This is a genomic window from Burkholderia sp. ABCPW 111 (genome assembly GCF_000773065.1).
Classification (GTDB): domain Bacteria; phylum Pseudomonadota; class Gammaproteobacteria; order Burkholderiales; family Burkholderiaceae; genus Burkholderia; species Burkholderia savannae.
The window spans coordinates 1-26,206 of record NZ_JPWT01000074.1 but is presented as its reverse complement, the minus strand read 5'-3'; the positions used below and the strand labels follow the sequence as shown (position 1 = coordinate 26,206).

Genomic DNA, 26,206 nt, shown 5'->3' with positions numbered 1-26,206 from the left:
AAAACGCAAAACGCAAAACGCAAAACGCAAAACGCAAAACGCAAAACGCAAAACGCAAAACGCAAAACGCAAAACACCGCACGCCGCCACGCGACCGTCCGAGGAATCGAGCGCGAGCGCCGCGCCGCGCGCGGTCAGGCGACGGCCCGCGCGTCGCCTGAAGCCTCGCGGCCACCGCCCGCGCACCGCTCGATCAGCGGCGCGAGCCACGCTTGCGCGGCGTCGTGCAAATGCGCATCCTCGATCGTGAACGCGCCGTCCGCGAGCATCTTCGCGCAGGTCGCGCGCTGGATCTTGCCGCTCGACGTCGTATGGATCTCGCCCTTCTTCACGCGGATCACGCCGCTCAGCGTCAGCTGGCACGCGTCCCACACCTCGCGGCCGATCTCCGGCGCGAGCGTCGCGAGATCGAACCGGCCGATCGCCTCCAGCACGACGACGACCCCCGCCTGCTCGTCGCGCTCGACCATGATCGCGGCGAGCCGGTTCGCGCGGATCTGGTCGGATACGTTGAGCACCGCGCCTTCGATATCCTGCGGATAGTAGTTGACGCCGTTCAGGATGATCAGATCCTTGATCCGCCCCGAGACGAACAGATGGCCGCGATCGTCGACGAAGCCGAGGTCGCCCGTGCGCAGCATGCCGTTCGGAAAGGCGTCGCAGCGGTATGCGCGGAACGTTGCGTCGGTTGCGTCCGGGCGGCCGAAATAGCCGTGGCAGACGCTGTCGCTCGCGACGCAGATCTCGCCGATCGCGCCCACCGGCTGCGGCTCGCCCGTCGAAGGATCGACGATGCGAAACGTCTGATCCGCATGCGCGAGCGTGCCGACCGACACGACGTCGATCGACCTGCCGTCCCCCTCGTGCGGTTCGAAGCGCCCGTCGGCGAGCGCGCCGTAGTCGGCGCGCCGGATGACGACGGGCGCGCCGAGCTGCTTCGACGTTGCCGCGAGCGTCAGCTCCGCGAGCCCGTAGCAGGGCGCGAAAGCGTCGTAACGAAAGCCGGTGGACGCGAACGCGTCGGCGAACTCGCGCATCGTGCGCGGCCGCACCGGCTCCGCGCCGTTGAACGCCTGCTCCCATGTCGACAGATCGAGCCGCGTGAGATCCATGCGGCTCGCGCGCCGGCGGCACAGCTCGTAGCCGAAGTTCGGCGCGCCGCTGCAGGTCGCGCCGTAGTCGGACACCGCGTGGAGCCAGCGCGCCGGATGCTGGAGGAAGTCCTGCGGCGACATGAACACGGCGGGCCGCCCCGCGTAGATCGGATGCAGGATTGCGCCGATCAGCCCCATGTCGTGATAGTGCGGCAGCCACGACACCATCAGCCAGCGCTCGCGATCGCTGCCCCAGTGCCGGCGCAGCAGCCGCTCGTTCGCGAGCAGGTTGTCGTGGCCGACCATCACGCCCTTCGGATCGGACGTCGAGCCGGACGTGTACTGGAGGAACGCGATGCTGTCGGGCGCGACGGCGGGCAGCGCGGGCGCGGCGTGGTCGGCATCGTCGGCGATCGCGTCGAACGCGTCGACTTCGCGGCACGGCGGCGCGACGACGCCCGCCGCGCACAGCTCGGCGAGCACGGTGTCCCGCTCGCCCGCGCCGCAGATCGCGAACGACGGCGCGCAATCGCGCGCAATCGAAATCAGCCGGCGGCGCTCTTTCTCGGTGCGCGGCGGCAGCGCCGGCACGGCCATCCGGCCCGCGTACAGGCAGCCGAAGAACGCTTCGATGAAGTCGGCGGCGGACGGGAAGATCAGCAGCACGGGGTCGCCCGGGCGGCCGTGCGCGACGATTTCGCGCGCGATCGCGAGCGCGCGGCGGTGAATGTCGCCATAGCGCATCACGCGGTCCGGCATGCGGCCGTAGCCGAGGTAGCCGTATGCGAACTCGTCGGGCGTCGTCTCGGCGCGAAAGCGCAGCACGTCGGCGAAGTTGGACGCGGGCGCGAGCGGCGGCGGCGCGGTCAGCGTCCGGCAGGCGGCGAGGGCGGATTGGAGGGGTGACATGTCGGATCGGTCCTCTTCAAAGAGATGCGGGTGACGGCGCGGCGGGCTGTTCGGGCTGTTCGCGCCGGATTGCGTCGACGAGGCGCGTCAGGACCCGGCGGCCGGGGCCGAGCTCGACCCATTCGTCGACGCCCGAGCGCAGCATGTGACGGACGCTGTCGCGCCAGCGCACCGGTTGGTCGAGTTGCTCGACGAGATAGTCGGCGGGCGTGCCGGGCGGCTGATAGGGGCGCGCGGTCACGTTCGACACGACGGGCCGCGCGGGCTCGGCGAGCGTGAAGCGCGCGAGGAATGCGTCGAACTCGGGCTTGAGCGGCGTCATGCAGCGCGAGTGGAACGCGCCGCTCACCTTCAGCGGATGAACGGTGACGTCGCCGCACGCGTCGAGCATGCGCGCCGCGCCGTCGACCGATGCGGCCGGGCCCGCGATCACGGTTTGCCCGGCGCTGTTGTAGTTCGCGAGGTCGACGTCGTCGAAGCCGCGCGCGCGCAGGCGGCGGCCGAGCTCGGCCGCGCTCACGCCGACGACCGCCGCCATCGCGCCGCCTTCGACGGACGCGAACAGCTCGCCGCGCCGCTTGACGATCTCGAGCCCGGTGCGGAAATCGAACACGCCCGCCGCGAGCAGCGCGCTGTATTCGCCGAGGCTGTGCCCGGCGAGCCAGACGTGCGCGTCGTCGTGCGCGTCGTCGTGCGTGTCGCGCCAGGCGGCGAGGCAGAGCGCGTTGACGACGAAGATGGCCGGCTGTGCATAGCGGGTGTCGGCGAGCAGGCCGTCCGGATCGTCGATGCAAAGGCGCGCGACCGACAGGCCCATCACGTCGTCCGCCTGCTCGACGATCCGCGGATGCCGTTCGAACAGATCGCTGCCCATGCCGGCCGCCTGCGAGCCCTGGCCAGGGAAAATCAATGCCTTCATTTATGCTCCTGCGAACATGTAGCCGCCGATGCCGAGCGCGACGAGCATCGCGATCGCGACGATCCCGCCGAGCTTGTGCTGCACGCGGTCGATGCGTTCCCACGCCGCGTAGTCGTCGCGCGCCGCGTAATGCCTGCGCCGCACGACGATCCACACGCACACGGCGTTCAATGCGATCGCGAGCGTGCCGAACGCGACCTTCGCGAGCAGCAGCGGCGTCGGCGCGCGATGCGCGAGCAGGATCGCGCCCGTGATCAATACGATCGTGAAGGCCGGAATCTCGACGTATTTGTCGGTGGCCCAGTGCAGCTTCGAGATGAACGCGCGCTGCTCCGGACTCCGATCGATCGCGTGCTCGAAGATGCCTTCGACGATCACGCAGCTCATCCACGCGGCAACGAAAATCAGATGCAGGAACAGTACGAGCTTCATGGCGTCTCCTTCATGGTCGGTCGATGCGGTTCGGTGAAATGCGCGAGGCCGGCGGCCCGGCGCGTCATGCGGATTCCCGTTCGCGCCGCGCCGCGAAGTGCTCGAGCAGCTTGCGCCGGAGAATCTTGCGCGTCGGGCCCTTCGGCAGCTCGGGCAGATCGTCGAGCTCGTTGAGCAGCACGACGTGGCGCGGGCACTTGTAATGCGCGATGCGGCCTTCGCACAGGCGGCGGACGTCGTCCTTGCCGAGCGTCGACGACGGCCGCAGCTTCACGTACACGCACACGTCCTGGCCGAGAATCGGATCGGGCACGCCGAGCGCCGCGCATTCGACGATGTCGGCGCAGCCGTGCAGCACGTTCTCGATCTCGGCCGGATAGATGTTCTCGCCGCCCTTGATGATCAGGTCGTCCGCGCGCGTCGCGAAGAAGAAATGGCCTTCGTCGTCACAGTAGCCGTAATCGCCCGTGTGCAGCCAGCCGTCGCGAAAGCGCCCGGCGGTGAGCTCGGCGCGCGCGTGATAGCGCGCAGCGACGTTGTCGCCGCGGATCAGCATCTCGCCCGTCTCGCCCGCGGCGACGTCGCGGCCGTGCGCGTCGACGATCCGCAGCGCGTTGCACGGCAGCGCGACGCCGATCGAGCCGAAGCGGCGGCGCTCGGCGGGATGGCGGTTCATCGTCGCGAACGATGTCGTCTCGGTGAGGCCGAAGCCCTCGAACACCGGCACGCGGTATTCGCTCTCGAAGCGGTTGCGCACCTCGTCGAGCAGCACCTGGCCGCCGCAGACGATGCCGCGCAGCGTGCCGTCGGTGCGCTTGAGCCCGTATTCGAGGAACGCGGACAGGAACGCGGGCATCACGCTCGTCCAGTTCACGCGATACGCGTCGATCAGCCTCCAGAACGACGGCAGCGCCGATTTGCCTTCGAGGATCACCGAGCTGCCGCCCGCGATCAGCGGCGACAGCAGCGTGATCACCTGGCCGTTGTTGTGGAACAGCGGCAGGATGCACATCGTGCGCGTGCCGGGCTCGAACGCGAACCAGTCGGCGAGCGCGCGCGCGTCGGCCAGCAGGTTCCGGTGCGACAGCACCACGCCTTTCGGGTGGCCCGTGGTGCCGGACGTGTAGAGGATGCTCGCGTCGTCGTCGGCGGCGAGATCGGGATCGGCGGCGATCGTCGCGTGCTCGGCCGCCGCCGCGAGCGCTTCGAGGCCGAAGCCGGACGCGGCGTCGGCGCTCGCGAGGCGCGCGCCGTCATCGTCGCCGAGCTCGGCGCGCACCGCGTCGCGCAGGTTCGTCATTCGCCGGTCGAACACGACGAGCTTCGCGCCGCTGTTGCGGACGATGTACGCACACTCGGCCGCGCTCAACGCCGGATTGATCGGCACCGAGACGACGCCGAGCAGATGCGCGCCGAAGTAGTACGCGAGGAACTCGGGGCCGTTCGGCAGCACGACCGACAGCCGATCGCCGCGCCGCAACCCGTGCGCGTGCAGTGTTTCGGCGGCGGCGCGCGAGAGATCGTGGAACGCGCGATACGTGTAGCCGCGATCGTCGGCGGGGAAGAACAGGAACGGCTCGTCGGGCAGTGCGTCGGCGCGCGCGTGCAGCAGCGCGCCGATCGTGGCGGGGGCGGCGCCGGCCGTGTCCGCGGCCGATATGGGCGTTGCGCCCGCTGGCGGCGCGTCGCCGGCCGGCCCGCGCTGCCGCTCGATGTAATGCAGCAGCCGCTCGAAGCTGTCGAGCCGGTAGGCGTCTTCGAGGCCGATGTCGATGCCGAATTCGGCGGCGACCTTGCCGAGCAGTTGCACATGCGCGAGCGACGACCATTCGGCGAGATTCTGCATCGACACGCCGGGGCCGAACGGCGCGCTCGTGAAGATCCGGCTGCCGAGATCGCTCAATTGTCGTGAAAGCGAGGACACGCTGGGGCTCCTTATCGTTGAAGTTGAGGTCAATGCGGCGCGGCGTCGAACAGCGCGAGCTCGCGGAACTGTCCGCGCAAGCAGTGGTTCGAGCTCATCGACGACGCGTAGCCGCCCGCGTTCAGCAGCGCGACGAAGTCGCCCGGCTCGACGGGCGGCAGGCTCACGTGGTCGCCCCACACATCGAGCGCCTCGTTGATGTTGCCGGCGAGACACACCGATTGCACGGTGCCCGGCCGCCGCACGCACGGCACGGGCTCGCACGGCAGGCCGTAGAACGCGGGCTCGATCGCGAGGTTGAAGCCGCCGTTCAGGCCGACGAAGCGGCGGTTGCGCTTGAGCTCGACGTACGCGACGCGCAGCACGAGCATGCCGCCGTCCTTCGCGATGAAATCGCCGGGCTCGATCGCGAGCGCGAGCGGGCGGCGGCCGAAGCGCGCGTGCACGGCCGCGCGCCAGCGCTCGAGGTCGAGCGGCCCGTCGGTCGCGCGATGCGGCAGGCCGAGCCCGCCGCCGAGGTTGACGCCGCGCAGGCCGGGCACGCGCGCGACGAACGCGTCCAGCGCGTCGAGCACGCGCTCGAACGACGCGAGTTGCGCATCGAGGTAGCCGCAGCCCGCGTGGCAGTGCAGCCACGTCACGGCGAGCCCGTGCCGCGCGGCGAGCTCGAGCGCCGCGCCGAACTGCTCCGCATAGATGCCGAACTTCGTCACGTTCGCGCCCGCGTAGCTCAGGCGTTCGCTGTCGCCGTAGCCGATGCCGACGCCGGGATTCACGCGGATGCCGATCTCGCGGCCGGGCGAGCGGCTGCCGAGCAGCGCGATCGCGCTGAGCGTGTCGCAGTTCACGTGCACGCGGGGCAACGCGGCGAGGAGGGCCGCTTCGTCCGGCATCATCCCGTGCGCCGTGTACGAGATGCGCTCGGGCGCGAAGCCGCACGCGAGCGCTTCGCGCAATTCCTCGGGCGAGCACGCGTCGATGCCGAAGACTGGCGAGCGCCGCAGCTCGGACAGCAGCGGGCGAAAGCGATTCGCCTTCATCGCGTAATAGACGCGGAAGTCGCCGCCTTGCAGGCCGCCGAGCGCGCGTTGCAGGCGTTCGACGTTGTCGACTGCGCGCTGCGTGTCGTACAGGAAGAGCGGTTCGGCGAAGGCGGCCGCGAGCTCGGCGACGTTGCGGCCGCAGAAGTGCAGCGCGCCGTCGCGGTAGTGCAGCCTGTCGCGCGCCCACCAGTCGTCGGGCGGCGCGGCGCGGGATGGGTTGAAGGCGTCGGGGTTCGCGTTCATCGGTGGGCGGTCGGGTAAGCGGTTGAACGGAAGAAGAGCGGGGCGAGGTCGAGCGCCTGCGCGCTCGACGCGAGCGCGTGAGGCGCTTTCGCGCAGGCGAGCACCGCGTCGGCGAGCGCGGCGGGCGCGATGCGCAGCCGCGCGCGCGGGCCGCTTCGCTCGACGGCGACGCCTGCTTGCGCGGCAATCGCGTCGACGAACTCGACGGCCGGCTGATTGCCGTCGGTGCGCACGTAGTCGAGCGCGACGGCCGGCAGCGCGGCGCGTTGCGCCGCGAGCGCGAGCGCGAGCAGCACGCCGTGCTCGGCCTGCTTGCCGAGCACCGTGCAGCTCAGCACGAATTCGGCGAGAACGGGCAGCCCGGCCTCCGCGCGCACGAGCGCGAAGCCGCTGCAGCCGTATTGGCCGAAGCGGTCGGCGATGGTCAGCGCGAGGCCGCATGCGTCGCGCGCGATCGCGTCGAGCAGGTCGGCTTCGAGATACGGGCGGCCGCTCAGGTGGAACGTCGCGGCCGTGTGGCTCAGGCGCGCGCTTTTCGCGAGCGCCGTTTCGTCGTCGAGCGCCACGCTCGCGACGCGCAGTTGCAGGCGCTCGAAGAAGCGGGCGAGCGACGGCGCGGGCGCCGCGGCCGTCGTGCCGCTGGCTGGCGAGCCTGTGTGCGGCGGCGCGGCGTCGTGCGTGGCGGCGGTGTTCGTTTGAATGGCGGACCCGGTGGCCCCGCCGAGCGCGGGGGCGTGCGCACTCGTCGCGGCGGCTCGCGAATCGGCGCTTGCGCGCGCGCAGGCCGGCGTGTCGGCGGCGCGGGTTTCGACGGCGCTGGCTTCGGTGGCGGCGGCGGGCGCGTGCGCGCTCGCAACAGCGGCCAATTCGGCGCGTGCGGTATCGTTCGCGTTCGCCGCGGCACGCGTCGTTTCGCTTGCTTCGCCGCGCACGCGCTCGGCGAGCCACCGCGCGAACGCGGCGAATCCCTCGATCGTCAGCGGCACGTGGCCGAGCTTGTCCGCGACCGGATCGAACGGCTGCGCGATCGCGCTCGACGCGGCGAAGTCGGCCCAGTCGAGCGCGCGCAAGCCGGGCACGCCGAGCAGCGCGTGTTCGAGCCGTCGGCACGCATCGGCGAGATTCGCGCCGCGCTCGTCGAGCGCGGGCGACGGCAGCACGACGATCCACGACGGCGCCGCACGATTCGCGCCGAACGATGCGAGCGCGTCGAGCCATGCGTGCGCGCGCTGCGCGAGCAGCGCGGCGAGCGCGTCCGGCGTTTGCGCGCGCTCGCCCGCTTCGTGACGCACGAAGTCCGCGAGCCGCACGAGCAGCAGCGTCGCGTCGCCCGCGTGCCGCGGATCGGGGGCGACGAGCGTTTGCAAAAGCTGGTTGTAGCGCGTGAACGCGACGTCGTCGAAACCTTGCGCGCGCAGCAGCGGATCGAGCGGAGACGCCGTGAACGTCGCGCCGACGAGAAGACGCCGGGCGCTCATCGTGCGATCTCCGGCTCGGCGTCGGCGGCGGCCGCCGCCGTCGATTGATAGAGCCCGCCCGCGCTCTCGGTCGGGAAGCGGAACGCCGCGCGCACTTGCGCGTGCGTCACGTTGAGCGGCCGCTTCAGCACCGCGCGGCGCGCCGCGTCGAGCGACGCGTAGTCGTTCGACGCATGTTCCTTCAGATAGGCGGAGAAGTCGCCGCTGTCGATCTGATCGAGCACGCGCGCGGCGAGCTCGCGCACGGCGGCGGGCAGCGTGCGGCCGCGCCAGCGGTGATAGCCGACCTGACAGGTCGGCGAGCCTTGCAGCGCGACGACTTCGTCGAGCCCGATATCCGCGCCGTCGAGCATCATCTTGCCCATCTCGCCCGAGCCGTAGACTTCGAGCAGCGCGGCCTTCGGATTGAAGCCGCGCTCGACGAGCGCCTGAAACCCCGCCTCGACGAGATCGACGAGCGCGGGCGCGAGGAACTGCTCCTGAAACAGATCGAGGAACGTCTCCTGCCGGTAGCCGAGCGCCATCACGCCCGCGCGCGTGAAGCCGACCGCGCGCGCGACGGCGAGCACCTTCTCGCGCGCGCGGCCGGTGTGGTCCGCGACGATGTCGAAGTACGCGGGCGCGCCCTGCCCGGCGAGATAGTAGCGGCGGATCGGATCGCCGTACATGCGCGGCGCGAGCATCGCGAGATCGCGCCCGGCGAGCGGGCGCACGTCGCCCTGCACGAGCGAGTGCCCATGCGCGACGCACAGCAGCGCGCCTTCGCGCAGGTTGGGCGCGATGCCGGCATCGAACACCGCGCCGTGCGCCTCGTCCGGAATCAGCAGCAGCACGATGTCCGCGTGCGCGACCGCCTCGGCGATGCCCGTCACGCGATGGCCTTCCGCGCGCGCGAGCTCGAAGTAGCGGTCGTCGATGTTGCCGACGCGCACCGACACGCCGCTGTCGCGCAGATTCGCCGCGAACGCGCGGCCCTGAATGCCGTATCCGATCACGCTCACGGTCAGGCCTTCGAGCGGTTGCAGCGACGCATGTTCGTCTTGATAGATGAGATCGTCCATGAATTTCATTTCACGTGTGGGAGTGAAGGGAGGAAGCGCGCTCGCCGTCGTCCGGCTCGGGCGCGAGCGCGCGCAGGTCCGCGTCGTCGTCGAACATGCCGCGCAGGTATCGCTGCAACAGCGCGTCGTCGAACACGGGCACGACGATGCCGGCCGCCTCGAGCTCGCGATGCGTCGCCGTGCAGTCATAGATGAACGTGGTTTCCTCGCGCTCGCGGGCGAGCTTCACGAGCTCCGCGTCGCTCATGTTCATCATCCATTGCACGACGGGCACGATCGGCTGCACGTCGCCGCGCCGGTAGCGCACGCGCAGCTCGTCGATCCATGCGCGGTGCGTGAGCATGCGCATCGGCGCCGGCAGGTGCGCGTTCATCATTTCGAACACCGTGCGCATCGGCGTGACCTGCATCGTCGACAGATGAAACACGCGGCCGCCGCCCGGATGCTTCGCGCCGAGATGCGCGAGCGCGCGCGCGACGTAGTCGACGGGCGTGATCACGAGGTCGTAGCGGAAATCGTCGAACGCCGCGCCCATCAGCACGCAGCTCTTCAGCAGCCGGTAGTACGCCTGCAGCGCGTCGTAACGGCCGTGGCGCACGTCGCCCGTCACGAGGCCGAGACGGAACACGTTGCACGGCACGCCGCGCGCGGCCGCGAGATGCGCGAGCTGCTCGCCGACCCACTTGCTCGTCGTGTAGCCCTGGTCCGACGGATGCTGTTCGGCGTCGATCGGCGCGGATTCGTCGAATACGTGCGTGCCGGTGCGCTCGCGCATGCTGAACACCGCGAGCGTCGACACGTAGTTGAACGTCTTCGGCCGGCCTTCGGTCGCGATCCGCAGCAGCTCGATCACGCCGTCGACGTTGGCCGCGCGCGCCATCTCGAACGATTCGAGATGGTTCATGCTGGTGCCGTTGTGATAGATCGCGTCGACTTCGGCGACGAGCCGCGCGCGGTCGGCGCTCGACAGGCCGATTCGCGGGCGGCCGAGGTCGCCCGGCACGGCGATCACGCGCGCCTCGTCGCCGTCGCGCCACAACGACCAGCGCTCGAGCGTCGCGCGCAGCCGCGCGAGGCCCTGCGCGGCGTCGGGCGAGCGCACGAGGCAGTAGATCGTCGCGCCGGTGCGGTCGATCAGCTCGCGCAGCAGATGGCGGCCGACGAAGCCCGTCGCGCCCGTCAGGAGCAGCGCGCGCGGCGTGCCGGCGACGGGCTCGGGCAGCGGCGCGACGTCGTCGGGCAGCACCGCCGCGCTCGCGAGGTCGACGTATTCCGGGCCGTCCGGCGCGTCGCGCATCCGCTCGGCGAGCCGGCGCACGGTCGGCGCCATGAAGATGTCCGCGACCGACAGCGACGTGCCGAATGCTTCGTTGATCTGATAGACGACGCCGATCGCGAGGATCGAATGGCCGCCGCAGTCGAAGAAGTTGTCGTCGACGCCGAGATCGTCGAGCTTCAGCGCGGCCGCGAAGATCGGCGCGAGCGTTGCCTCGGCGTCGTTCGTCGGCGGCGCGTACGGCGCGCGGCGCGCGCGCGCGTCGCCGGCCGGCGCGGCGAGCAGGTGCTCGGCGTCGTCGCGGATCTGCGCGGCGAGCCGGTTCCATGCGTCGTCGAGCGGCACCGACGCGTGCTGGAACGCGGTGCGCGCGATGTAGCTCGCGAGCGCCGCGTAGTACTCGCTCGTGAACGGCACGTGGCCCGCCGCGTCCGCGTGCGGATCGAACACGTCGGCGACCGGATAGATCGCCGCGACGTCGCGCCAGTGCGCGACCGTCACGGCCGGCAGGTCCGCGAGCGCCGCGGCGAGCGTGCGGTACGGCGCGAACGTCGAATCGCGCGCGCGTTCTTCGCCGCAATCGCCGCTGCATTTGCTGTTGCGTTTGCCGCTGCAAGCGCCGATGCATTCGCCGCCGCTGCGCGCGTCGCACGCCGCGAGCGACGAGGCGTCGTCGGGCAGCACCAGCACGAGCAGCGGCACAGCGAGCGACGGCGCGGCGTCGGCGAGCGCGTCGGCAAGCTCGTCGACGTAGAGCGCGATTTGCTCAGCCGCGGCGCTCGCGTCGGCGTCCGCGTTGTCGTCTGCGTCCGCGTCCGCGTCCGCGTCTGCGGCTTCGGCGCTCGCGCTCGCCTCGCCGAAGCGCAGCCAGTCGCGCGGCCGGACGAGCACGACGTTCATTCCGCGCCGGTTCGCATGGAACGGCGTCGACGGATCGTAGAGCGTCTGGAGCAGTTGCCCGTACGGCGCGAAATTCGGCTCGATCGGCTGGCCCGTCGCGGCGCCCCAGTAGCGCAGCGTGCCGGCGAGCGGGCGATCCGTGAACGTCGACGCGATCTCGATGCGCAGCGGCGGCATCGCGTCGGCGATCGTTCGCGCGAGCGCGAGCCCGGCGGGCGGCGCGAGGCCCGCGAGCGGCAGCGACGGAAGCGCGAGCAGCGTATGCAGCAGCTCGACGTAGTACGTCGCGATCGCTTCGGCGGTCGAACGATCGAAGAGATCCGCGCTGAATTGCAGCACGCCTTCGATCGCGCGGTCCGATGCGCGCAGCCGCACGAACAGGTCGTAGTCGAGCCAGCCGGAATCCACTTCGACGGGTTCGACGCCGTCCGGCAGCGCAGGCATCGGAATCACGTTGAACATGATCTGGTAGAGCGGATTCGCGCCGCCGTGCCGCGCCGGATTCAGCGCCTCGACGAGCCGCGGATACGGCACGCCGAGGTGATCGAACGCGCCGTGCACGGTGCGTCGCACGAGCGAGACCGCATCCGCGAAGGTCTCGGCTTCGCCGACGCGCGTGCGCAGCACGAGCGCGTACGCGAGGCAGCCGATCATGTCGGCCGTGTCGTCGTCGGCGCGGTTCGCGTAAGGACTGCCGACGACCACATCGTCGCGGCCCGACAGCACGCGCAGCGCGACCTTGAACGCGGCGAGCATCACGACGAAGCGCGACAGCCCGTGCGCCTTGCAGTATGCGTCGAGCTGCGCGGTCAGCTCCGGCGGGAACGCGAGCGGCACGCTCTGCCCGCGATAGCTCGGCACGGGCGGCCGCACACGGTCGCACGGCAGCGGCAACGGCGGCGGCACGTCGCGCAGGCGCTCGAGCCAGTAAGGCAGCTCGCGCTCGACGAGCGCGGCGAGCGGCTCGTCCTCGCGCGCGGCCCACTCCGCATATTGCGGATGCGCATCGCACGGCGCGCTCGCGCGGCCCGTCAGCGCGGCGCGCGCGAGCGCGTCGAGCAGCGCGACGACGGACACCGCGTCGCCGACGATGTGATGCAGGTTCAGCAGGATCACATGATCGTCGTCGCGCAATTCGAGCACCGTCAGCCGGCTCGGCTCGCCCTGTTCGAGCGCGAAGCCCTCCCGGCTCGATTCGGTCAGGCATTCGGCGATGCGTGCGGCCTGATGCTTCGGCAGGAGCGCCGACAGATCGTGACGGCGGATCGTCGCCGCGCGGTGGGGCGCGACTTCGGCGCACGGCTTGCCGCCGCGCACGACGAAGCGGGTGCGCAGCACGTCGTGCGAATCGATGAGCGCCTGATACGCGGCTTCGAGCGCGTCGGCGTGCCACTCGCCGCGCACGCGCAGCGCGCCCGGCAGGTTGAACGCCGGGTTCGCCGGGTTCAGGCGATCGAGGAAGAAGAACTGCTGCTGGTTCGGCGACAACTTGTGCACGCGCGGGATCGCATCGCGCGGCGCGGGGGCGCTGCGGCGCGGCGACGCGGCTTGCAACGACGATTCGTCCGCGGGCGAGGCGCCCGGTTCGGACGCGAACGCGCGCAACGCGGGCTCGCCGATGTCGATCGAATCCGCGGTGGAGCTGCACGCCGCCGATGCGTCGCCCGCCGGAGTCAGCGTGCCGATCGCGCGCACGCAATCGGCGAGCGTCTTCGCTTCCAGCATCAGGCTGAGCGGAATCTTCACGCCGAGCGCCTGTTGCAGCGTCCGGTGCACGCGCGCCGCGCGAATCGAATCGCCGCCGAGCGACAGGAACGACTCGTTCAGATCGACCTCCGGATAGCCGAGCGCCTGCGCGACCGTGCGGCGCACGAGCGTTGCGACGTCGGGCGTCGATGCGGCGCGCGTCGACGCGTCCGGCGCGCCGGGCGCGTCGGCAATCGCGTCGCGCATCGCAGGCGTGCCGACGCGCGCGGCGTCGATCGCTTGCCGGCGCACGGGCTCGGCGGCGAGCGCCGCTTCGTCGCGCAGCCGGTAGCTCGGGCCGTCGAACGGATAGGCGGGCAGATGCATGCGCCGGCGCGCGTGGCCGCGATGCAGCTCGGACCAGTCGACGCCGAGGCCCTGGCACCAGAGCGCCGCGAGCCTGTCGAGCTTGCCGGTCGAGATGCATTGGCCGATGAGCGACGCGCGCAGCTCGGGATCGGCGTCGAGCTCGGCAAGGCCGTGGTGGCCGGCGGCGAGCCGATGCGCATGCCAGCCGTGCGGCGCGTCGCCTTCGACGAACGCGGCGAGCATCGCCTTAAGCGCGGCGGCGCAGCCGGCGACGCAGCCAAAGCGCGCGGCCATCGGTTCGCGGCCGACCTGCAGCGTATAGGCGAGATCGTGCAGGCGGTCGTCGCCGATTTCGCCTTCGGCGAGCAGCGCGTGAAGCTGTTGCGCGCGGCGGCGCAGCGCGTCGTCGGTCGCGGCGGACAGCACGACGATCGCGGGGCCGCGCGCGTCGTCGGCGGACGCGGCGCGCGCGTCGACGAACTCCTCGAGCACGACGTGCGCGTTCGCGCCGCCCGCGCCGAACGACGACACGCCCGCGATCCGCGGCCAGCCGTCGAGATCCGGCTTCGGCCACGGCGCGAGCCGGCGTTGCAGCGCGAACGGCGACTGCGCGAAATCGATGTCGGGGTTCGCTTCGTCCGCGTGCAGCGTCGGCACGAGTTCGCGATGCTTCATCTGCAGCAGCACCTTCGTCACGCCCGCGACGCCCGCCGCGCTTTCGCAATGGCCGATGTTCGATTTCACCGAGCCGAGCGCGCAGAAGCCGCGATCGCCGGTGGTGTCGGCGAACGCGCGCGTGAGGCCCGCGAGCTCGATCGGATCGCCTAGCGCGGTGCCGGTGCCGTGCGCCTCGACGTAGCCTACCGCGCGCGGGGGCACGCCGCTTCGCGCGAGCGCCGCGGCCACCACTGCCTGCTGCGCGCGCGGGTTCGGCACCGTGAGGCCGTGCGTCTTGCCGCCCGCGTTGATCATGCTGCCGCGGATGACGCCGTGGATCGCGTCGCCGTCGGCAAGCGCGCGCGACAGCGGTTTCAGCACGAGCACGCCGACGCCCTCGCCGTCGACGAAGCCGTCCGCGCCCGCGCCGAACGCGCGGCACGCGTCGCCCGCCGACAGCATCGTCAGCGACGACAGGCCGACCAGATGCTTCGGACTCTGAATCAGGTTGACGCCGCCCGCGAGCGCGCAATCGCAGGTGCCGCTGCGCAGGCTGTCGAGCGCGAGGTGGATCGCGGTGAGCGACGACGAGCACGCGGTGTCGACGGCGAGGCTCGGCCCATGCAGGTCGAGCGCGTGCGACACGCGGTTCGCGATGCTCCAGAACTGCGCGCCCGTCGGATAATCGCCGTTCATCACGCCGACGAACACGCCGACCTGGCGGTTCGCGCTGAGAGTCGCGCTCGTGTAGCCCGCATCCTCGATCGCGGCCCACGACTCTTCCAGGAACAGGCGGCCTTGCGGATCGATGTTTTCCGCGTCGCGCGGCGCAATCCGGAAGAACGCCGCGTCGAAGCGGTCGATCTGTTTCAGGAAGCCGCCCCAGCGGCTGTACGTGCGGCCGGGCGCGCCTTTTTCCGGGTCGAAATGCGTGCGCCAGTCCCAGCGCTCGGCCGGCACCTCGGTGATGCAGTGGCGGCCCGCACGGAGGTTCGCCCAAAACTCGCGCAGGTTGTCGGCCTGTGCGTAGCGGCCGGACATGCCGATCACGGCGACGGCCGCGTCGTCGGCGAACGCGGGGAGCGCGGGGAGCGTGCGCGGGAACGCCGCGTGTGTTGTCGGCGTGGCCGGCATCGTCGTGCGCGATGCGGATGCGTTCCGCGCGGCCGGGTCGGGCATCGTCGATGCGTAAGCAGGTGCGGGCGCATCGATCGATACGCCGATGGCCGCGTGAGGCTGAGCGGCCGCGCGCGCGAACGTCGACGCGTTTGCATCGCTCGCGGCGTTTGCCGGGGCCGCGGCGTCGCCGCCGAGCACGCGCTCGCACGCGGTGCGATGCTCGGCGACGAAGAAATCGGCGAGCGCGTTCAGCGTCGCGTGCTCGAACAGCGTCGCGTTCGACAGCGCGACGCCGAGCGTCTCGCGCAGCGTCTTCGTGAGGCCGATCACGAGAATCGAGTCGACGCCGTAGCCGCCGAGCGGCTGATCCGGCGCGAGCTTGCCGGTGGGCATCTTCAGCGTCCGCGCGACGAGTTGCGTGAGCCATTGCACGCAGCGTGCGCGCAGGTCCGCGCCGGCGGATGCGGCGGCGGGCGGCGGGGCGGCGATGGCGCTTGCGGCAGAAGCGCCGGAAGCGGCCGATGCGGCCGATGCGGCGGCGCCTGCGTGCGCGCTCATGTCGCCGCGCGCCGCGTCGTGCGCGCCGACGATCGCGGGCTGCACGATCACGCCGTCGCTGACCGCGACGATCACGCCCTGGCCAGCCGGCGCGCGATCGGCGGGATCTCCGTCGAGCACCGCGAAGCCTGCCTCGCGCAGCGCGCGCGCCCAGCCGTCGCGCGACAGCAGCGGGCTGCCGGGCAGCCGCCGCGCGCTGTCGCGATGCCGCCACCAGCCGGGCAGCAGACCGAACGTCGCGTGCGCGAACGCGTGCGTGTCGAGCAGTTCGTTGACGATCAGGTGGCCGCCCGTCTTCAGCAGCGCCTTCGCGTTGCGCAGCGTGACGCTGATGTCCTGCGTCGCGTGCAGCACGTTGGTCGCGATCACGATGTCGTAGCCGCCCGCGTCGAGCGCCTGCTCGGCGATTGGCCGCTCGACGTCGAACAGCCGGTAGCGCAGGTCTTCGCGGCCGCGGCCGAACGATTGCTCGGCGTTCAGCAGGAACGCCTTCGAGATGTCGGTGAAGTCGTAGCGGCCGAGCCGCGCGCCGCTCGCGTCGAGTGCGGCGAGCAGCGGCGCGGTCGTGCCGCCGGTGCCCGCGCCGATCTCGGCGAGCGCCGCCGGCGGCGCGGCCGATGTGCCGCCGACGAGATGCAGCACCGCGTCGGCGAGCGCGCGATTGCAGCGGTCCGCCTGCTCGTTGCGCTGATAGACGGCCTCGACGCGGCTCAGGTCGCCGTCGGGGAACAGGATCGACGTCGCGCTCACGCGGCCTTCCAGGATCGCGGGCAGCGCGTCGAGCGTCGCGTCGACGAGCGCGAGGTGCGCGTCGACGAGCCCGGTGCGTGCGAGGTCGGCGCGCGCTTGCGTCCATTCGGCACGTGCATTGTCGACGGACGCCGGCACTTCGACGAGGCGGCCCGTTCGGCCGTTCCACGCGATGCAGCCGTGCTTCGCGATCAGTGCCAGCGCGTGCGCGAGCCAGCGGCCGTATGCGGGCGCGATGCGGCCGGAGCGCAGCGCGGTGTCGATGTCGAACTTGCCGGCGTTCAACGCGTCGTCGCCGCCGAACACGCGCAGCGCGGCGAGCGCCGCGAACAGCCGGCGCGCGATCGCGCGGTCGAGCGCGGCGAGCGCGTGCCGCCACTGCGCGCTGTCGCCGGTCGCGTCGGCATGCGGCGGCGCATCGGCGAGCGCGTTCGTGCGCGGCGCGATGCGCGCGGCGAGCGCCGGTGCGAGCGTCGGCAGCGCGGCGCTCGCGGTCGTCTTCAGGTAGCCGACCTGATCGACGGACGCGCCGAGCAGCGCGTCGACGACCGCCATCGCCGCCGCGGGCTCGATCGAGCCGATGCCGAGCGCGGCCATTCGCTGGCGATACGGCTCGGACGCGACGACGCCCGTTTGCCCCCAGAAGCCCCAGTTCACGACCTTGACCGCGCAGCGGACCTGCGTGCGCAGCCAGTCGGCGAAGGCGTCGCGGAACGTGCAGCCCGCCGCGTAGTTGCCTTGGCCCGCCGCGACGAACGCGCTTTGCAGCGACGAGAAGAACAGGATGAAGTCGAGCGCGTCGCCGCCGAACACGCGCGCGAGGTTCGCGCTCGTCGCGACCTGAGCGCTCAGCGCCGCGCTGAATTGCGCTTCGTGCTGCTGCGCGAGGCCGCCGTCTTGCAGCACGATCGCCGTGTGCACGACGCCGTCGATCCGGCCGAAGCGCGCGAGCACCGTGTCGCGCGCGGCGCGCAGGGCGTCGGCGTCGCTCGCGTCGGCGCTCAGATACGATGGGCGCGGCCCGAGCGCGGCGAGTGCGCTGCAGTGCGCATCGATTTGCGCGTCGAGCGGCCGCCGCCCGATCCACACGACTTGCGCGCCGCACGCGCGGATCACGTGCTCGGTCCACACGCGGCCGATGCCGCCCGCGCCGCCGATCGCGACGTAGACGCCGCCCGGCCGGTACGGCGGTTCCGCGCGCGCGGGCAGCGCCGCGAGCGGCACGAGGCGGCGCGCGAACCATTGGCCGTGCCGGTGCAGCAGCAGCGGGGGGCCGCTTTCCGCTTCCCGCGCGCGCCAGTCGGCGGGCAGCGCGTCGTCGTCGGACAAGTCGACGAGCCGCACGCGCCAATGCGGATATTCGTTCGCGAGCGATCCGCACAGCCCGGCGAGATCCGCATGCGCGGGGAACGCGGGCGCGTCGCCCGGCATCGTCCACGAGCGGACGGTCAGCACCGTCAGCTCGAACGCGCGGTCGCCGACGCCGAGCGCGAGCAGCCGCTTGACGAGGCGGAAGCCGTCGAGGCCCGCGCATCGGGCGAGCGGCGCGTGCGCATCCGTGCCCGCATCCTCCGCCGCGGGCGGCAGCCAGACGAGATGCGAGACGTGCGCGTCGAGTTCGGCGAGGTCGTCGATCGTGTGCAACTTCGTTGGGTGCGTCGCCGCGAGCGCCGCGTGCTGCGCCGGCGTGCCGCCCAATACGGTCAGCGCGCCGGCGCGCGGCGCGGGCGCTGCCGTGCTCGCCGCGCCGTTCGCGCACGGCAGCCACTGCGGCGCGAGCAGATGGTCGCCCGGCGTCGCGAGGCGCGGCGCTTCGCGCGCCGCCGCGCGCCGCCCGGACGCGAGCGCGAGGCCGCGCAGCGCCGCGCACGGCTCGCCGCGCACCGTCACGAGATCGAGGTCGAACGTGCGGCGGCCCGCGTCGCTCGACACTTCGCGAATCCACGCGTGGGCGCTGTCCGCGAGCGGCCCCGTCAATTCGATGCGCGTGAGCGACGCGGGCAGGAGCGCGCCGTCGATGCGCCCCGCGCCCGCGAGCTGCAAGCCCGCGATCGCCTGGAACGCGCCGTCGATCAGCGCGACGAGGCGCGCATCGCCCGTCGTGCGCGCGAGCGCCGACGCGTCGAATTCGGCGAGCACTTCGTCGCGGCCGATCGCGAGCGCGCGCAGCGGGCGGAACGTCGGGCCGTAATCGATGCCGATCGCGGCGAACGCGTCGTAGCAGGCGTCGGCCGAGATCGGCTGCGTGCAGCGTGCGCGGATCGCCTCGATGTCGAGCGCGGGCGCGTTCACCCGGGCGTTTGCGACGCGGCTTGCGTGGCCGCGGCCGAGCGGCGCGTCGACGGCGGGGGAGACGGCGATCGAGAATTGGAGCGCGCCGCCGGTTTCGTTTGCGTTCCGGTTTTCGCCGCGCTCCGGATTGACGTTGGCGTAGTCGTTGCCGCCGTTGTCGGCTCCCGCGTGCGCGAGCGCGACGTGCAAGTCGGTCGGCTCGGCGATCGCGATCGGCGCGAGCCATTCGATGTCGTGCAGCGCGATGTGCGTCGCGACGGCCGCGCCGATCGTGCTACGCGAGTCGTGCGGGTAGCCGGTGGCGTCCGAATCGGTCGAAGCGCTCGAAGGATTCGGCGCGCTCGAGTTGCTCGAGTTGCTCGAACCGCTCGAACCGCTCGAACCGCTCGAACCGCTCGAACCGCTCGAACCGCTCGAATCGTTTGATCCGGTCGGTTCATTCGATTCGCCTGCGCCGCTCGCGTCAATTGCATCAATTGCGTTCGCGTTCGCTTCGAGCGCGCGCCACGCGATCACGATCTGCGCGGCCGCGGCGAGCACGGGCTCGCCGGCGAGGCGATGGTCGGCGACGAGCGGCGCGTCCGGCGTGATAGACATCCGGTACGCGCCATCGCCTTCGGGCGCGAGCGCGAAGCGCGACGGCGGCGCTTCGTCGGTCGGCCAGTGCCGCTCGCCTTCGAACGGATAAACGGGCAGCCGCAGGCGCGGCGTCTCTTCATCCCACGCGACGGGCAGCGGCGCGGCATCACCCGAGAGCCACGCGGCGTGCGCGGGGGCGGGCGGCCGCAGCCGTGCGTCGTCGCGCGTGAGCGATTCGGCGGAGCCGTCGAGCGCGATCGCGAGCTGCGCGCGAAGCTCGGCGAGCGACGAGCACGTGATGCCGAAGCGGTGCGCCATCGGCTCGCGGCCGATCGACAGCGTTTTCGCGAGCGCCGGCAGCGATGCGTCGTCGATGCGTTCGGCGTCGAGCCAGCGCGCGAGCTGCGCGGCGCGTTCGCGCAACGCGGTGTCGGTGCGGGCCGATAGCGGGACGAACGATGCGGGCGAGCCGCTTGGGTCTTGCGCATTCGAGGCGCGCCGCGCGTTCGACGAAGGCGATCGGGCGGCGCTTGCGCGATCGATCGGCCGTGCGCCGGCCGATTGCAGCACGACGTGCGCGTTCGATCCGCCGAACCCGAACGAGCTGACACCCGCGCGCAGCGGCGTCGGCGTTGCCGCGCCCGGCCACGGCGCCGGCTCGGTGACGACGTAGTAGCGGCTGTCGTCAAGCTTCAGAAACGGATTCGGCTCGCGGCAATGCAGGCTCGGCGGCAGCGTCCGCCGGTTCATCGCGAGCACGACCTTGACGACGCCCGCGAGGCCCGCCGCCGCCTCGAGGTGCCCGATGTTGGTCTTGACCGAGCCGAGGCCGCAGCGCGCGGGCGCATGTGCGCCGGCGCGCTCGCGCGCGCACGCGTCGAAGCCCTGGCGCAGCGCCTGCACTTCGATCGGATCGCCGAGCGACGTGCCGGTGCCGTGCGCTTCGACGTACGAAACGGTGGCGGGATCGACGCGCGCGTCGCGATACGCGGCCTCGATCAGCGCGGCCTGCGCGTTCACGTCGGGCGCGGTCAGGAACGCCGCGCGGCCGCCGTGGTTGATCGCGCTGCCCTTGATCACCGCGAGCACCGGATGCCCGCCCGCGCGCGCGCGTTCGAGCGGCATCAGCACCAGCGCCGCGACGCCTTCGCCGCGCACGTAGCCGTTCGCCGACGCGTCGAACGTCTTGCAGCGCCCGTCGGGGCTCAGCATGCCGGCGGCGGCGAGCGCGCGGTGCAGCCGCGTCGTCAGCATCACGTTCACGCCGCCGACGATCGCGACGCCGCTCTCGCCGCGCCGCAGCGCGCGCACCGCGCGATGCAGCGCGACGAGCGAGCTCGAGCACGCGGTGTCGACGGCCTCGCTCGGCCCGTGCGTGCCGAGCAGATGCGACAGCCGGTTCGGCAGCATCGCGTGCGCGTTGCCGACGGCGAGATGGCCGTCCGCGCCGGGCAGCAGATCCATGTAGTCGGACGTGCTGACGCCGACGAACACGGCGGCGTCGCTGCCCATCAGGTCGGACGGCCGGATCGCCGCGTCTTCGAGCGCGGCCCATGCGGTCTGCATCAGCAGGCGCTGCTGCGGGTCCATCTGCTCGGCTTCGCGCGGCGAGATGCCGAAGAACGCGGCGTCGAAATATTCGACGCGCGGAATGAAGCCGCCCCAACGCGACGCGGGCTCGCCGTCGGCCGCGCGCCAGTCCCAGCGCGACGGCGGCGCTTCGGCGATCAGGTCGTCGCCCGCGGCGAGGTGCCGCCAGAATTCGGCGAGGTCGGCCGATTGCGGGAAGATGCCGGCCATGCCGACGATCGCGACGTCGCTTGCTGTTTCGTCATCCGTATCGTCGGATGCTTCGTTTAGGGATTCGCCGTTGGCGTCGCGGTGCGGCGCGTCGTCCGGCGCATGGGCATCCCGAAGCGGCTCGCTCTCGTGCGGCGGGCTCTCGATTGGCGCGGATTGCGCCAATTGCACGGGCGCGGGCTGCTGCTGGCGCGCGCCGGCCTCCAACCGGCCGCCGGGCGCGGCGGCGGATGCGCCGGTCGCCGCGTGCGTTTCGTTCCCGAGCGCGAAGCCGTGCTTGCGCGCGACCTCGGCCGCGTGCCGCGCGAGCAGATGCTCGGCGATCGCGCGCGGCGCGTGCACCTCGAAGAACAGTGTCGGCGCGAGATCGAGACCGTAGTAATCGTTCAGGCATCCGGACAATTCGACGTACTGCAACGAGTCGAAGCCCAGTGCGTGCAGCGGGCGCTCCGCGGCCGACGCGTCGAACGTGCGGCCGGCGATGTCGGCGGCGAGCGACAGGACAGCCGCTTCGACGGCTGTGGCGAGTTCGCGGGAAGGAGAAGATGCGGTCATGGGAATCGTCTGTGTCGGGTTCGAAAAGTCGCGCGCTGCGCTCACGCGCCGCGCGCTGCGCCGTGCGCGTCAATGCCGCCACATCACGTGGCGCGGCTGCGTGTAGTCGGCGAGGCCGAGCGTCGACAGATCGCAGCCGTAGCCGGACTGCTTGGTGCCGCCGTGCGGCATGTCGGCCGTGTAGGTGAAATGCGCGTTCACCCACGTGACGCCCGCCTCGATGCAGGCGGCGAGCCGCATGCCGCGCGCCGCGTCGCGCGTCCACACCGACGACGCCAGTCCGTATTCCGAATCGTTCGCCCACCTGAGCGCCTGCGATTCGGTGTCGAACGGCGTCAGCGTGACGACCGGGCCGAACGCCTCGCGGCGCATCGGCGCATCGTCGTGCCGCACGCCGGCGATCACCGTCGGCGCGTAATAGCAGCCGGGGCCGGCGAGCGGCGCGCCGCCCGTGAGCACCGTCGCGTGCGGCAGCGAGGCCGCGTCCTGCACGAAGCGATCGACGCGCGCGCGATGCGCGGCGCTGACGAGCGGCCCCATCTCGACGCCGGCGCGATCGGGCGAGCCGACGCGCAGCGCGCCCGCCGCGTCCGCGAGCCGCCGCGCGAGCGCGTCGTAGACGCCGCGCTGCGCGTAGATCCGCGTCGCCGCCGTGCAGTCTTGCCCGGCGTTGTAGAAGCCCGCGTAGCGGATGCCGGCGACGACCGCGTCGAGATCGGCGTCGTCGAACACGAGGACGGGCGCTTTGCCGCCGAGCTCGAGATGCGTGCGCTTCAGGTTGCCGGCCGCCTCGGCGAGCACGGACTTGCCGGCTTCGACCGAGCCCGTCAGCGAGATCATCCGCACGCGCGGATGCGCGGCGAGCGCGCGGCCGACCGTCGCGCCGCTGCCGAGCACGACGTTGACGACGCCCGCCGGAAAGAGGCGCGCGAGCGCCGCCTCGAGCGCGACGATCGACAGCGGCGTCCACTCCGACGGCTTGAACACGACCGTATTGCCGGCCGCGAGCGCCGGCGCGAGCTTCCACGCCGCCATCATCAACGGGTAGTTCCATGGCGCGATCTGCGCGACGACGCCGACGGGATCGCGCCGCACCATGCTCGTGTGCCCCTCGACGTATTCGCCCGCGCTCGGCCCGCTCGCGGTGCGCGACGCGCCGGCGTAGAAGCGCAAGCAATCGGCGACGGCGGGCATCTCGTCCTCCATGACGAGATGAAGCGGTTTGCCGGTGTTGCGGCTCTCGATGCGCGCGAGCGTGTCCGCTTGCCGCTCGATTTCGTCGGCGAGCGCGAGCAGCAGGCGCGCGCGCGTTTGCGGCGTCGTCGTGCGCCACGCGGGGAACGCGGCTTCGGCCGCGGCGACTGCGCGCTCGACGTCGGCCGCGCTCGCGGACGCGGGCGCGGCGAGCGGCTCGCCCGTCGCCGGATCGACGATCGAAAGCGGCTCGCCGCTTCCTTCGATGCATTCGCCGTTGATCAGCATGTCGCGTTTTCCTCGTGAAGGGGCGCGCGTTTCGCGAGCTCGTGCTGCGTGCGCTCGAGCGCGGCGGCGAGAATCGCGCAGATTTCGTCGATGTCGGCGCGCGTCACGGTGAGCGGCGGCGACAGGATGCACATGCTCTCGTACGGCCGCACGAGCAGGCCCATCTCCTCGCAATGGCGGTCGACGCGTTGCGCGATCGCGATGTCCGCTGGCGTCGGCAGCGCGCCTGTCGCGCTGGCGCCGCTCGTGCATTCGATGCACGCCATCAGGTGATCGCCGCGCACGTCGCCGACTATGGGGAAGCGCCGCAGCGCGTCGAGCCGGCGGATGAAATACGGGCCGACGTCGCGCACGTGTTCGCAGATCCGCTCGCGCTCCATCAGCTCGATGTTCGCGAGCGCGGCCGCGCACGCGACCGGATGGCCGGAATACGTGAAGCCGTTCGTGAACACGCCGTTGCCGTATGCGTGCTCGCCGGACACCGCGTCGACGAGCCGCTCCGAGATCAGCACCGCGCCGAGCGGCTGGTAGCCGGACGTGAGCCCCTTCGCGGCGACGATCATGTCGGGCTCGATGCCGAAGTGCGCGTGCGACGCAAAGAAGTGGCCGACGCGGCCGAAGCCCGTGACGACTTCGTCGGAGATGTACAGGATGTCGTGCCGGCGGCAGCGCTCGCGCATCGCGGCGAGGTAGCCGGGCGGCGGCACGATCACGCCGCCGGACGCGAGGATCGGCTCGGCGATGAAGCACGCGATGCGATCGGCGCCGAGTTTCGCGATCAGTGCGTCGAACTCGTCGACGAGCATCGCGCAGAACGCGTCGACGCTCATGCCGGCCGGCCGCCGGTACGGATTCGGCGACGACAGGTGATGGACGATCGTGTCGTCGTAATGGAAGCACGTGCGGTCCCACGCCTTGCCGGACACCGACGCGGCGAGATATGTGCTGCCGTGGTAAGCGTCGCCGCGCGTGACGATGTGGCGCTTGCGCGGGCGGCCTGTCGCGCCGAAGTAGTAATGCGCGAAGCGCAGCGCCGATTCGACCGCGGTCGAGCCGCAGGTGGTCAGGTGCACGCGCTTCAGGTCGCCGGGCGCGAGCTCGGCGAGCCGCGCGCCGAGCGCGGCGGCCGGCTCGTTCGTCATCGCGCCGAACGGCGTGTAGAACGGCATGCGCAGCGCCTGGTCGCGGATCGCGTCCGCGATCTCGCGCCGGCCATAGCCGACCGTCACGCACCACATGCCGCCGATCGCGTCGAGATACGTGCGGCCCTCGGCGTCGGTCACGCGCGTGCCTTGCGCGTCGACGACGACGGTCGGCGTCTCGCGGCCGAGCGCGGACAGGTCGGCCCATGGGTGCAGCAGATGCCGCGCGTCCTGCTGCGCGCTCGTGAGAGGAGAATCGTTTCGGTATGCCATTGAAAACCTCAGTCGCTCAAGCTGACGAGATGCAGGCGCGGCCCGGAGAACGCGAAGCGGCCGTGCTGCACGTAGACGTTGTCGAGCACGAGCACGTCGCCCGGCCGCATCGCGACCGCGCGCGACGTGCGCCACAGCGCCGCGCGCAGTTTCGTGACGAGCTCGGGGTCGATCGGCTCGCCGTCGCCGTACGTCGTCGTCGCCGGATAGCGCGCGTCGTTCCAGTCGGACGGGAAGAGCGGATGGCTGCGCCAGTACGATGCGTGCAGCTCCGTCACCTGGTTGAACCACAGCGGCGGGCCGCCTGCGGGATCGTCGAGGAATGCGTCGTGCACGTAGCCGTAGCCGAGGCCGTCGCCGTCGAGCCAGCGGTGTTCGTAGCCCTTTTCGCGCATCAGCGCGTCGACGGCGTCGCGCTCGCGCGCGCCGAACGTGTCCATCCAGCCGATCTGCGTCGGCGTCGATTCGCGCGGCAAATAGCGGTGGTAGCCGATCCGCTTGCGCTCGAACTTCGCGAGGACCTCGTCGGGGATCTGCTCGGCGGCGAGCCGGATGTCGTTGATCGGCACTTCGCCGCCTTCGTTCGCGGCGGCCGCGCAGAAGAAGAACACCTTGCGCGGCGGATTCGGCAGATACGCCATCTCGTTGTGCGGCGCCATCGTGATGCGCGGGTCTTCCTGGCTGGCGACGAGCGCGTAACCCGCGTCGCGCGAGCGCACCGCGATGCCGCCGTCGTAGCTGTGCGGCGCGTAGCCGAGCGAGCGCATGAACGCATCGAAGCCGGCGCGATCGGCGATCGGCAGGTTGCGCAACAGCAGCGCGCCCGTGTCGGGCAGGCGCGCGTCGATCGCGTCGCGGCAGAGCGCGGCGGCTTCGGCGGGCGTGTCGGCGGCACGCGCGAGCCCGAGCGCGAGATCGTTCGCGATCGGAATCGTTACCGGCACGAGCGGGCTGTCGGCCCCCGCCAGATAGGCGCGGCCGCGCACGGGCACCTGACGCCCGTCGTTTTCTTGCAGTTCGATGAAGGAATCCATAACGCGTTCTCCTTTCGTTCATGTAGTGGGCGTGGCGCGGCGCCGAGGCGCATGCGTGCGGCCCGTGTCGAGCAGCGCGTGATCGGGGCGGCGAGGCGTTGCGTCGCGCGCGGCGTTGGCGACGGCGAGGCGTGTGACGGCGGCCAGGCGGTCGAATTCGAGGCCGGCGCCCACGCCGATGGCGACGCCGTCGACACCGGCGCTGCAAACGCATCGTCGGAGCCTGCATGTATGCATGCGCCGGCCGATGCCGTAGCCCGAGTCGGCGCGAGTGCAACAACAGTGGCTGCCGACGTTGCTGCGCATGTCGTGGCCGCCGACGTCCGACGTCCGACGTCCGACGCTCGACGCTCGACGCTCGACGCTCGATGCCCGATGCCCGATGCCCGATGCCCGATGCGATTGCGACATCGCCGTGCGCAACCGGCCTGCGCACCGGCATGAACGCGCGATGCATGCGATCGCCGGGCATCGAAACGTCGCGTAACGCTCGACGAACGTTCGACATTGAACGTCTGGGCCTCGGCCACGGCCGCAACCGCAGAACCGCAGAACCGCAGAACCGCAGAACCGCAGAACCGCAGAACCGCAGAACCGCAGAACCGCAGAACCGCAGAACCGCAGAACCGCA

General features: G+C 71.6%; 12 protein-coding genes and 1 pseudogene. 1 reads left to right on the top strand and 12 read right to left on the bottom strand.

Annotation, left to right across the window (positions count from 1 at the left end):
- Positions 1-134: 134 nt before the first annotated feature.
- The 12 genes from X946_RS16615 to X946_RS16560 form a co-directional block, all read right to left on the bottom strand.
- Positions 135-2,003, bottom strand: coding sequence for a fatty acyl-AMP ligase (locus tag X946_RS16615; protein WP_038749582.1), 1,869 nt, complete (start codon positions 2,001-2,003; stop codon positions 135-137).
- Between the two features lie 16 nt (positions 2,004-2,019).
- Positions 2,020-2,922, bottom strand: a complete 903-nt coding sequence (gene fabD, locus X946_RS16610) for an ACP S-malonyltransferase (protein WP_038749580.1) — start codon at positions 2,920-2,922, stop codon at positions 2,020-2,022.
- Positions 2,923-3,354, bottom strand: coding sequence for a hypothetical protein (locus tag X946_RS16605; RefSeq protein ID WP_038749578.1), 432 nt, complete (start codon positions 3,352-3,354; stop codon positions 2,923-2,925). It lies immediately after the preceding gene.
- A gap of 64 nt (positions 3,355-3,418) precedes the next feature.
- On the bottom strand, positions 3,419-5,278 hold the full coding sequence (locus X946_RS16600; RefSeq protein ID WP_038749577.1) for an AMP-binding protein: 1,860 nt from the start codon (positions 5,276-5,278) through the stop codon (positions 3,419-3,421).
- Positions 5,279-5,307: 29 nt separating this feature from the next.
- Positions 5,308-6,564, bottom strand: a complete 1,257-nt coding sequence (locus tag X946_RS16595; RefSeq protein WP_038749575.1) for a diaminopimelate decarboxylase — start codon at positions 6,562-6,564, stop codon at positions 5,308-5,310.
- Positions 6,561-8,042 (bottom strand): hypothetical protein, encoded by a 1,482-nt coding sequence (locus tag X946_RS16590; protein WP_038749572.1) that lies wholly within the window; start codon positions 8,040-8,042, stop codon positions 6,561-6,563. The genes X946_RS16595 and X946_RS16590 overlap by 4 nt, the downstream gene beginning before the upstream one ends.
- Complete coding sequence (locus tag X946_RS16585; protein WP_038749622.1) at positions 8,039-9,103, bottom strand: NAD(P)-binding domain-containing protein; 1,065 nt, start codon at positions 9,101-9,103, stop codon at positions 8,039-8,041. The genes X946_RS16590 and X946_RS16585 overlap by 4 nt, the downstream gene beginning before the upstream one ends.
- A gap of 10 nt (positions 9,104-9,113) precedes the next feature.
- Positions 9,114-21,644 (bottom strand): thioester reductase domain-containing protein, encoded by a 12,531-nt coding sequence (locus X946_RS16580; protein ID WP_038749570.1) that lies wholly within the window; start codon positions 21,642-21,644, stop codon positions 9,114-9,116.
- Positions 21,645-21,713: 69 nt separating this feature from the next.
- A complete protein-coding gene (locus X946_RS16575) occupies positions 21,714-23,126 on the bottom strand; it encodes a gamma-aminobutyraldehyde dehydrogenase (protein WP_038749567.1) in 1,413 nt (470 codons plus the stop codon).
- The gene (locus tag X946_RS16570; RefSeq protein ID WP_038749565.1) at positions 23,120-24,541 is read right to left on the bottom strand and encodes an aminotransferase; all 1,422 of its coding nucleotides are present in this window, start codon (positions 24,539-24,541) and stop codon (positions 23,120-23,122) included. Before X946_RS16570 ends, X946_RS16575 begins: the two co-directional genes overlap by 7 nt.
- A gap of 8 nt (positions 24,542-24,549) precedes the next feature.
- Positions 24,550-25,575, bottom strand: a complete 1,026-nt coding sequence (locus X946_RS16565; RefSeq protein WP_038749562.1) for a TauD/TfdA family dioxygenase — start codon at positions 25,573-25,575, stop codon at positions 24,550-24,552.
- An 18-nt stretch (positions 25,576-25,593) separates the two neighbouring features.
- Positions 25,594-25,881 (bottom strand): hypothetical protein, encoded by a 288-nt coding sequence (locus tag X946_RS16560; RefSeq protein ID WP_161788669.1) that lies wholly within the window; start codon positions 25,879-25,881, stop codon positions 25,594-25,596.
- Positions 25,882-25,964: 83 nt separating this feature from the next.
- Between X946_RS16560 and X946_RS36290 the strand changes: the two are divergent.
- Positions 25,965-26,206, top strand: a pseudogene (locus tag X946_RS36290) (hypothetical protein); the annotation flags it as partial.

What these genes read in the sequence shown, in the direction of transcription:
- X946_RS16575 (WP_038749567.1), bottom strand. Translation starts at nt 23,126, where the DNA reads ATGCTGATCAACGGCGAATGCATCGAAGGAAGCGGCGAGCCGCTTTCG.
- X946_RS16580 (WP_038749570.1), bottom strand. Translation starts at nt 21,644, where the DNA reads ATGACCGCATCTTCTCCTTCCCGCGAACTCGCCACAGCCGTCGAAGCG.
- X946_RS16615 (WP_038749582.1), bottom strand. Translation starts at nt 2,003, where the DNA reads ATGTCACCCCTCCAATCCGCCCTCGCCGCCTGCCGGACGCTGACCGCG.
- X946_RS16595 (WP_038749575.1), bottom strand. Translation starts at nt 6,564, where the DNA reads ATGAACGCGAACCCCGACGCCTTCAACCCATCCCGCGCCGCGCCGCCC.
- X946_RS16565 (WP_038749562.1), bottom strand. Translation starts at nt 25,575, where the DNA reads ATGGATTCCTTCATCGAACTGCAAGAAAACGACGGGCGTCAGGTGCCC.
- X946_RS16585 (WP_038749622.1), bottom strand. Translation starts at nt 9,103, where the DNA reads ATGGACGATCTCATCTATCAAGACGAACATGCGTCGCTGCAACCGCTC.
- X946_RS16560 (WP_161788669.1), bottom strand. Translation starts at nt 25,881, where the DNA reads ATGCGCAGCAACGTCGGCAGCCACTGTTGTTGCACTCGCGCCGACTCG.
- X946_RS16570 (WP_038749565.1), bottom strand. Translation starts at nt 24,541, where the DNA reads ATGGCATACCGAAACGATTCTCCTCTCACGAGCGCGCAGCAGGACGCG.
- fabD (WP_038749580.1), bottom strand. Translation starts at nt 2,922, where the DNA reads ATGAAGGCATTGATTTTCCCTGGCCAGGGCTCGCAGGCGGCCGGCATG.
- X946_RS16590 (WP_038749572.1), bottom strand. Translation starts at nt 8,042, where the DNA reads ATGAGCGCCCGGCGTCTTCTCGTCGGCGCGACGTTCACGGCGTCTCCG.
- X946_RS16605 (WP_038749578.1), bottom strand. Translation starts at nt 3,354, where the DNA reads ATGAAGCTCGTACTGTTCCTGCATCTGATTTTCGTTGCCGCGTGGATG.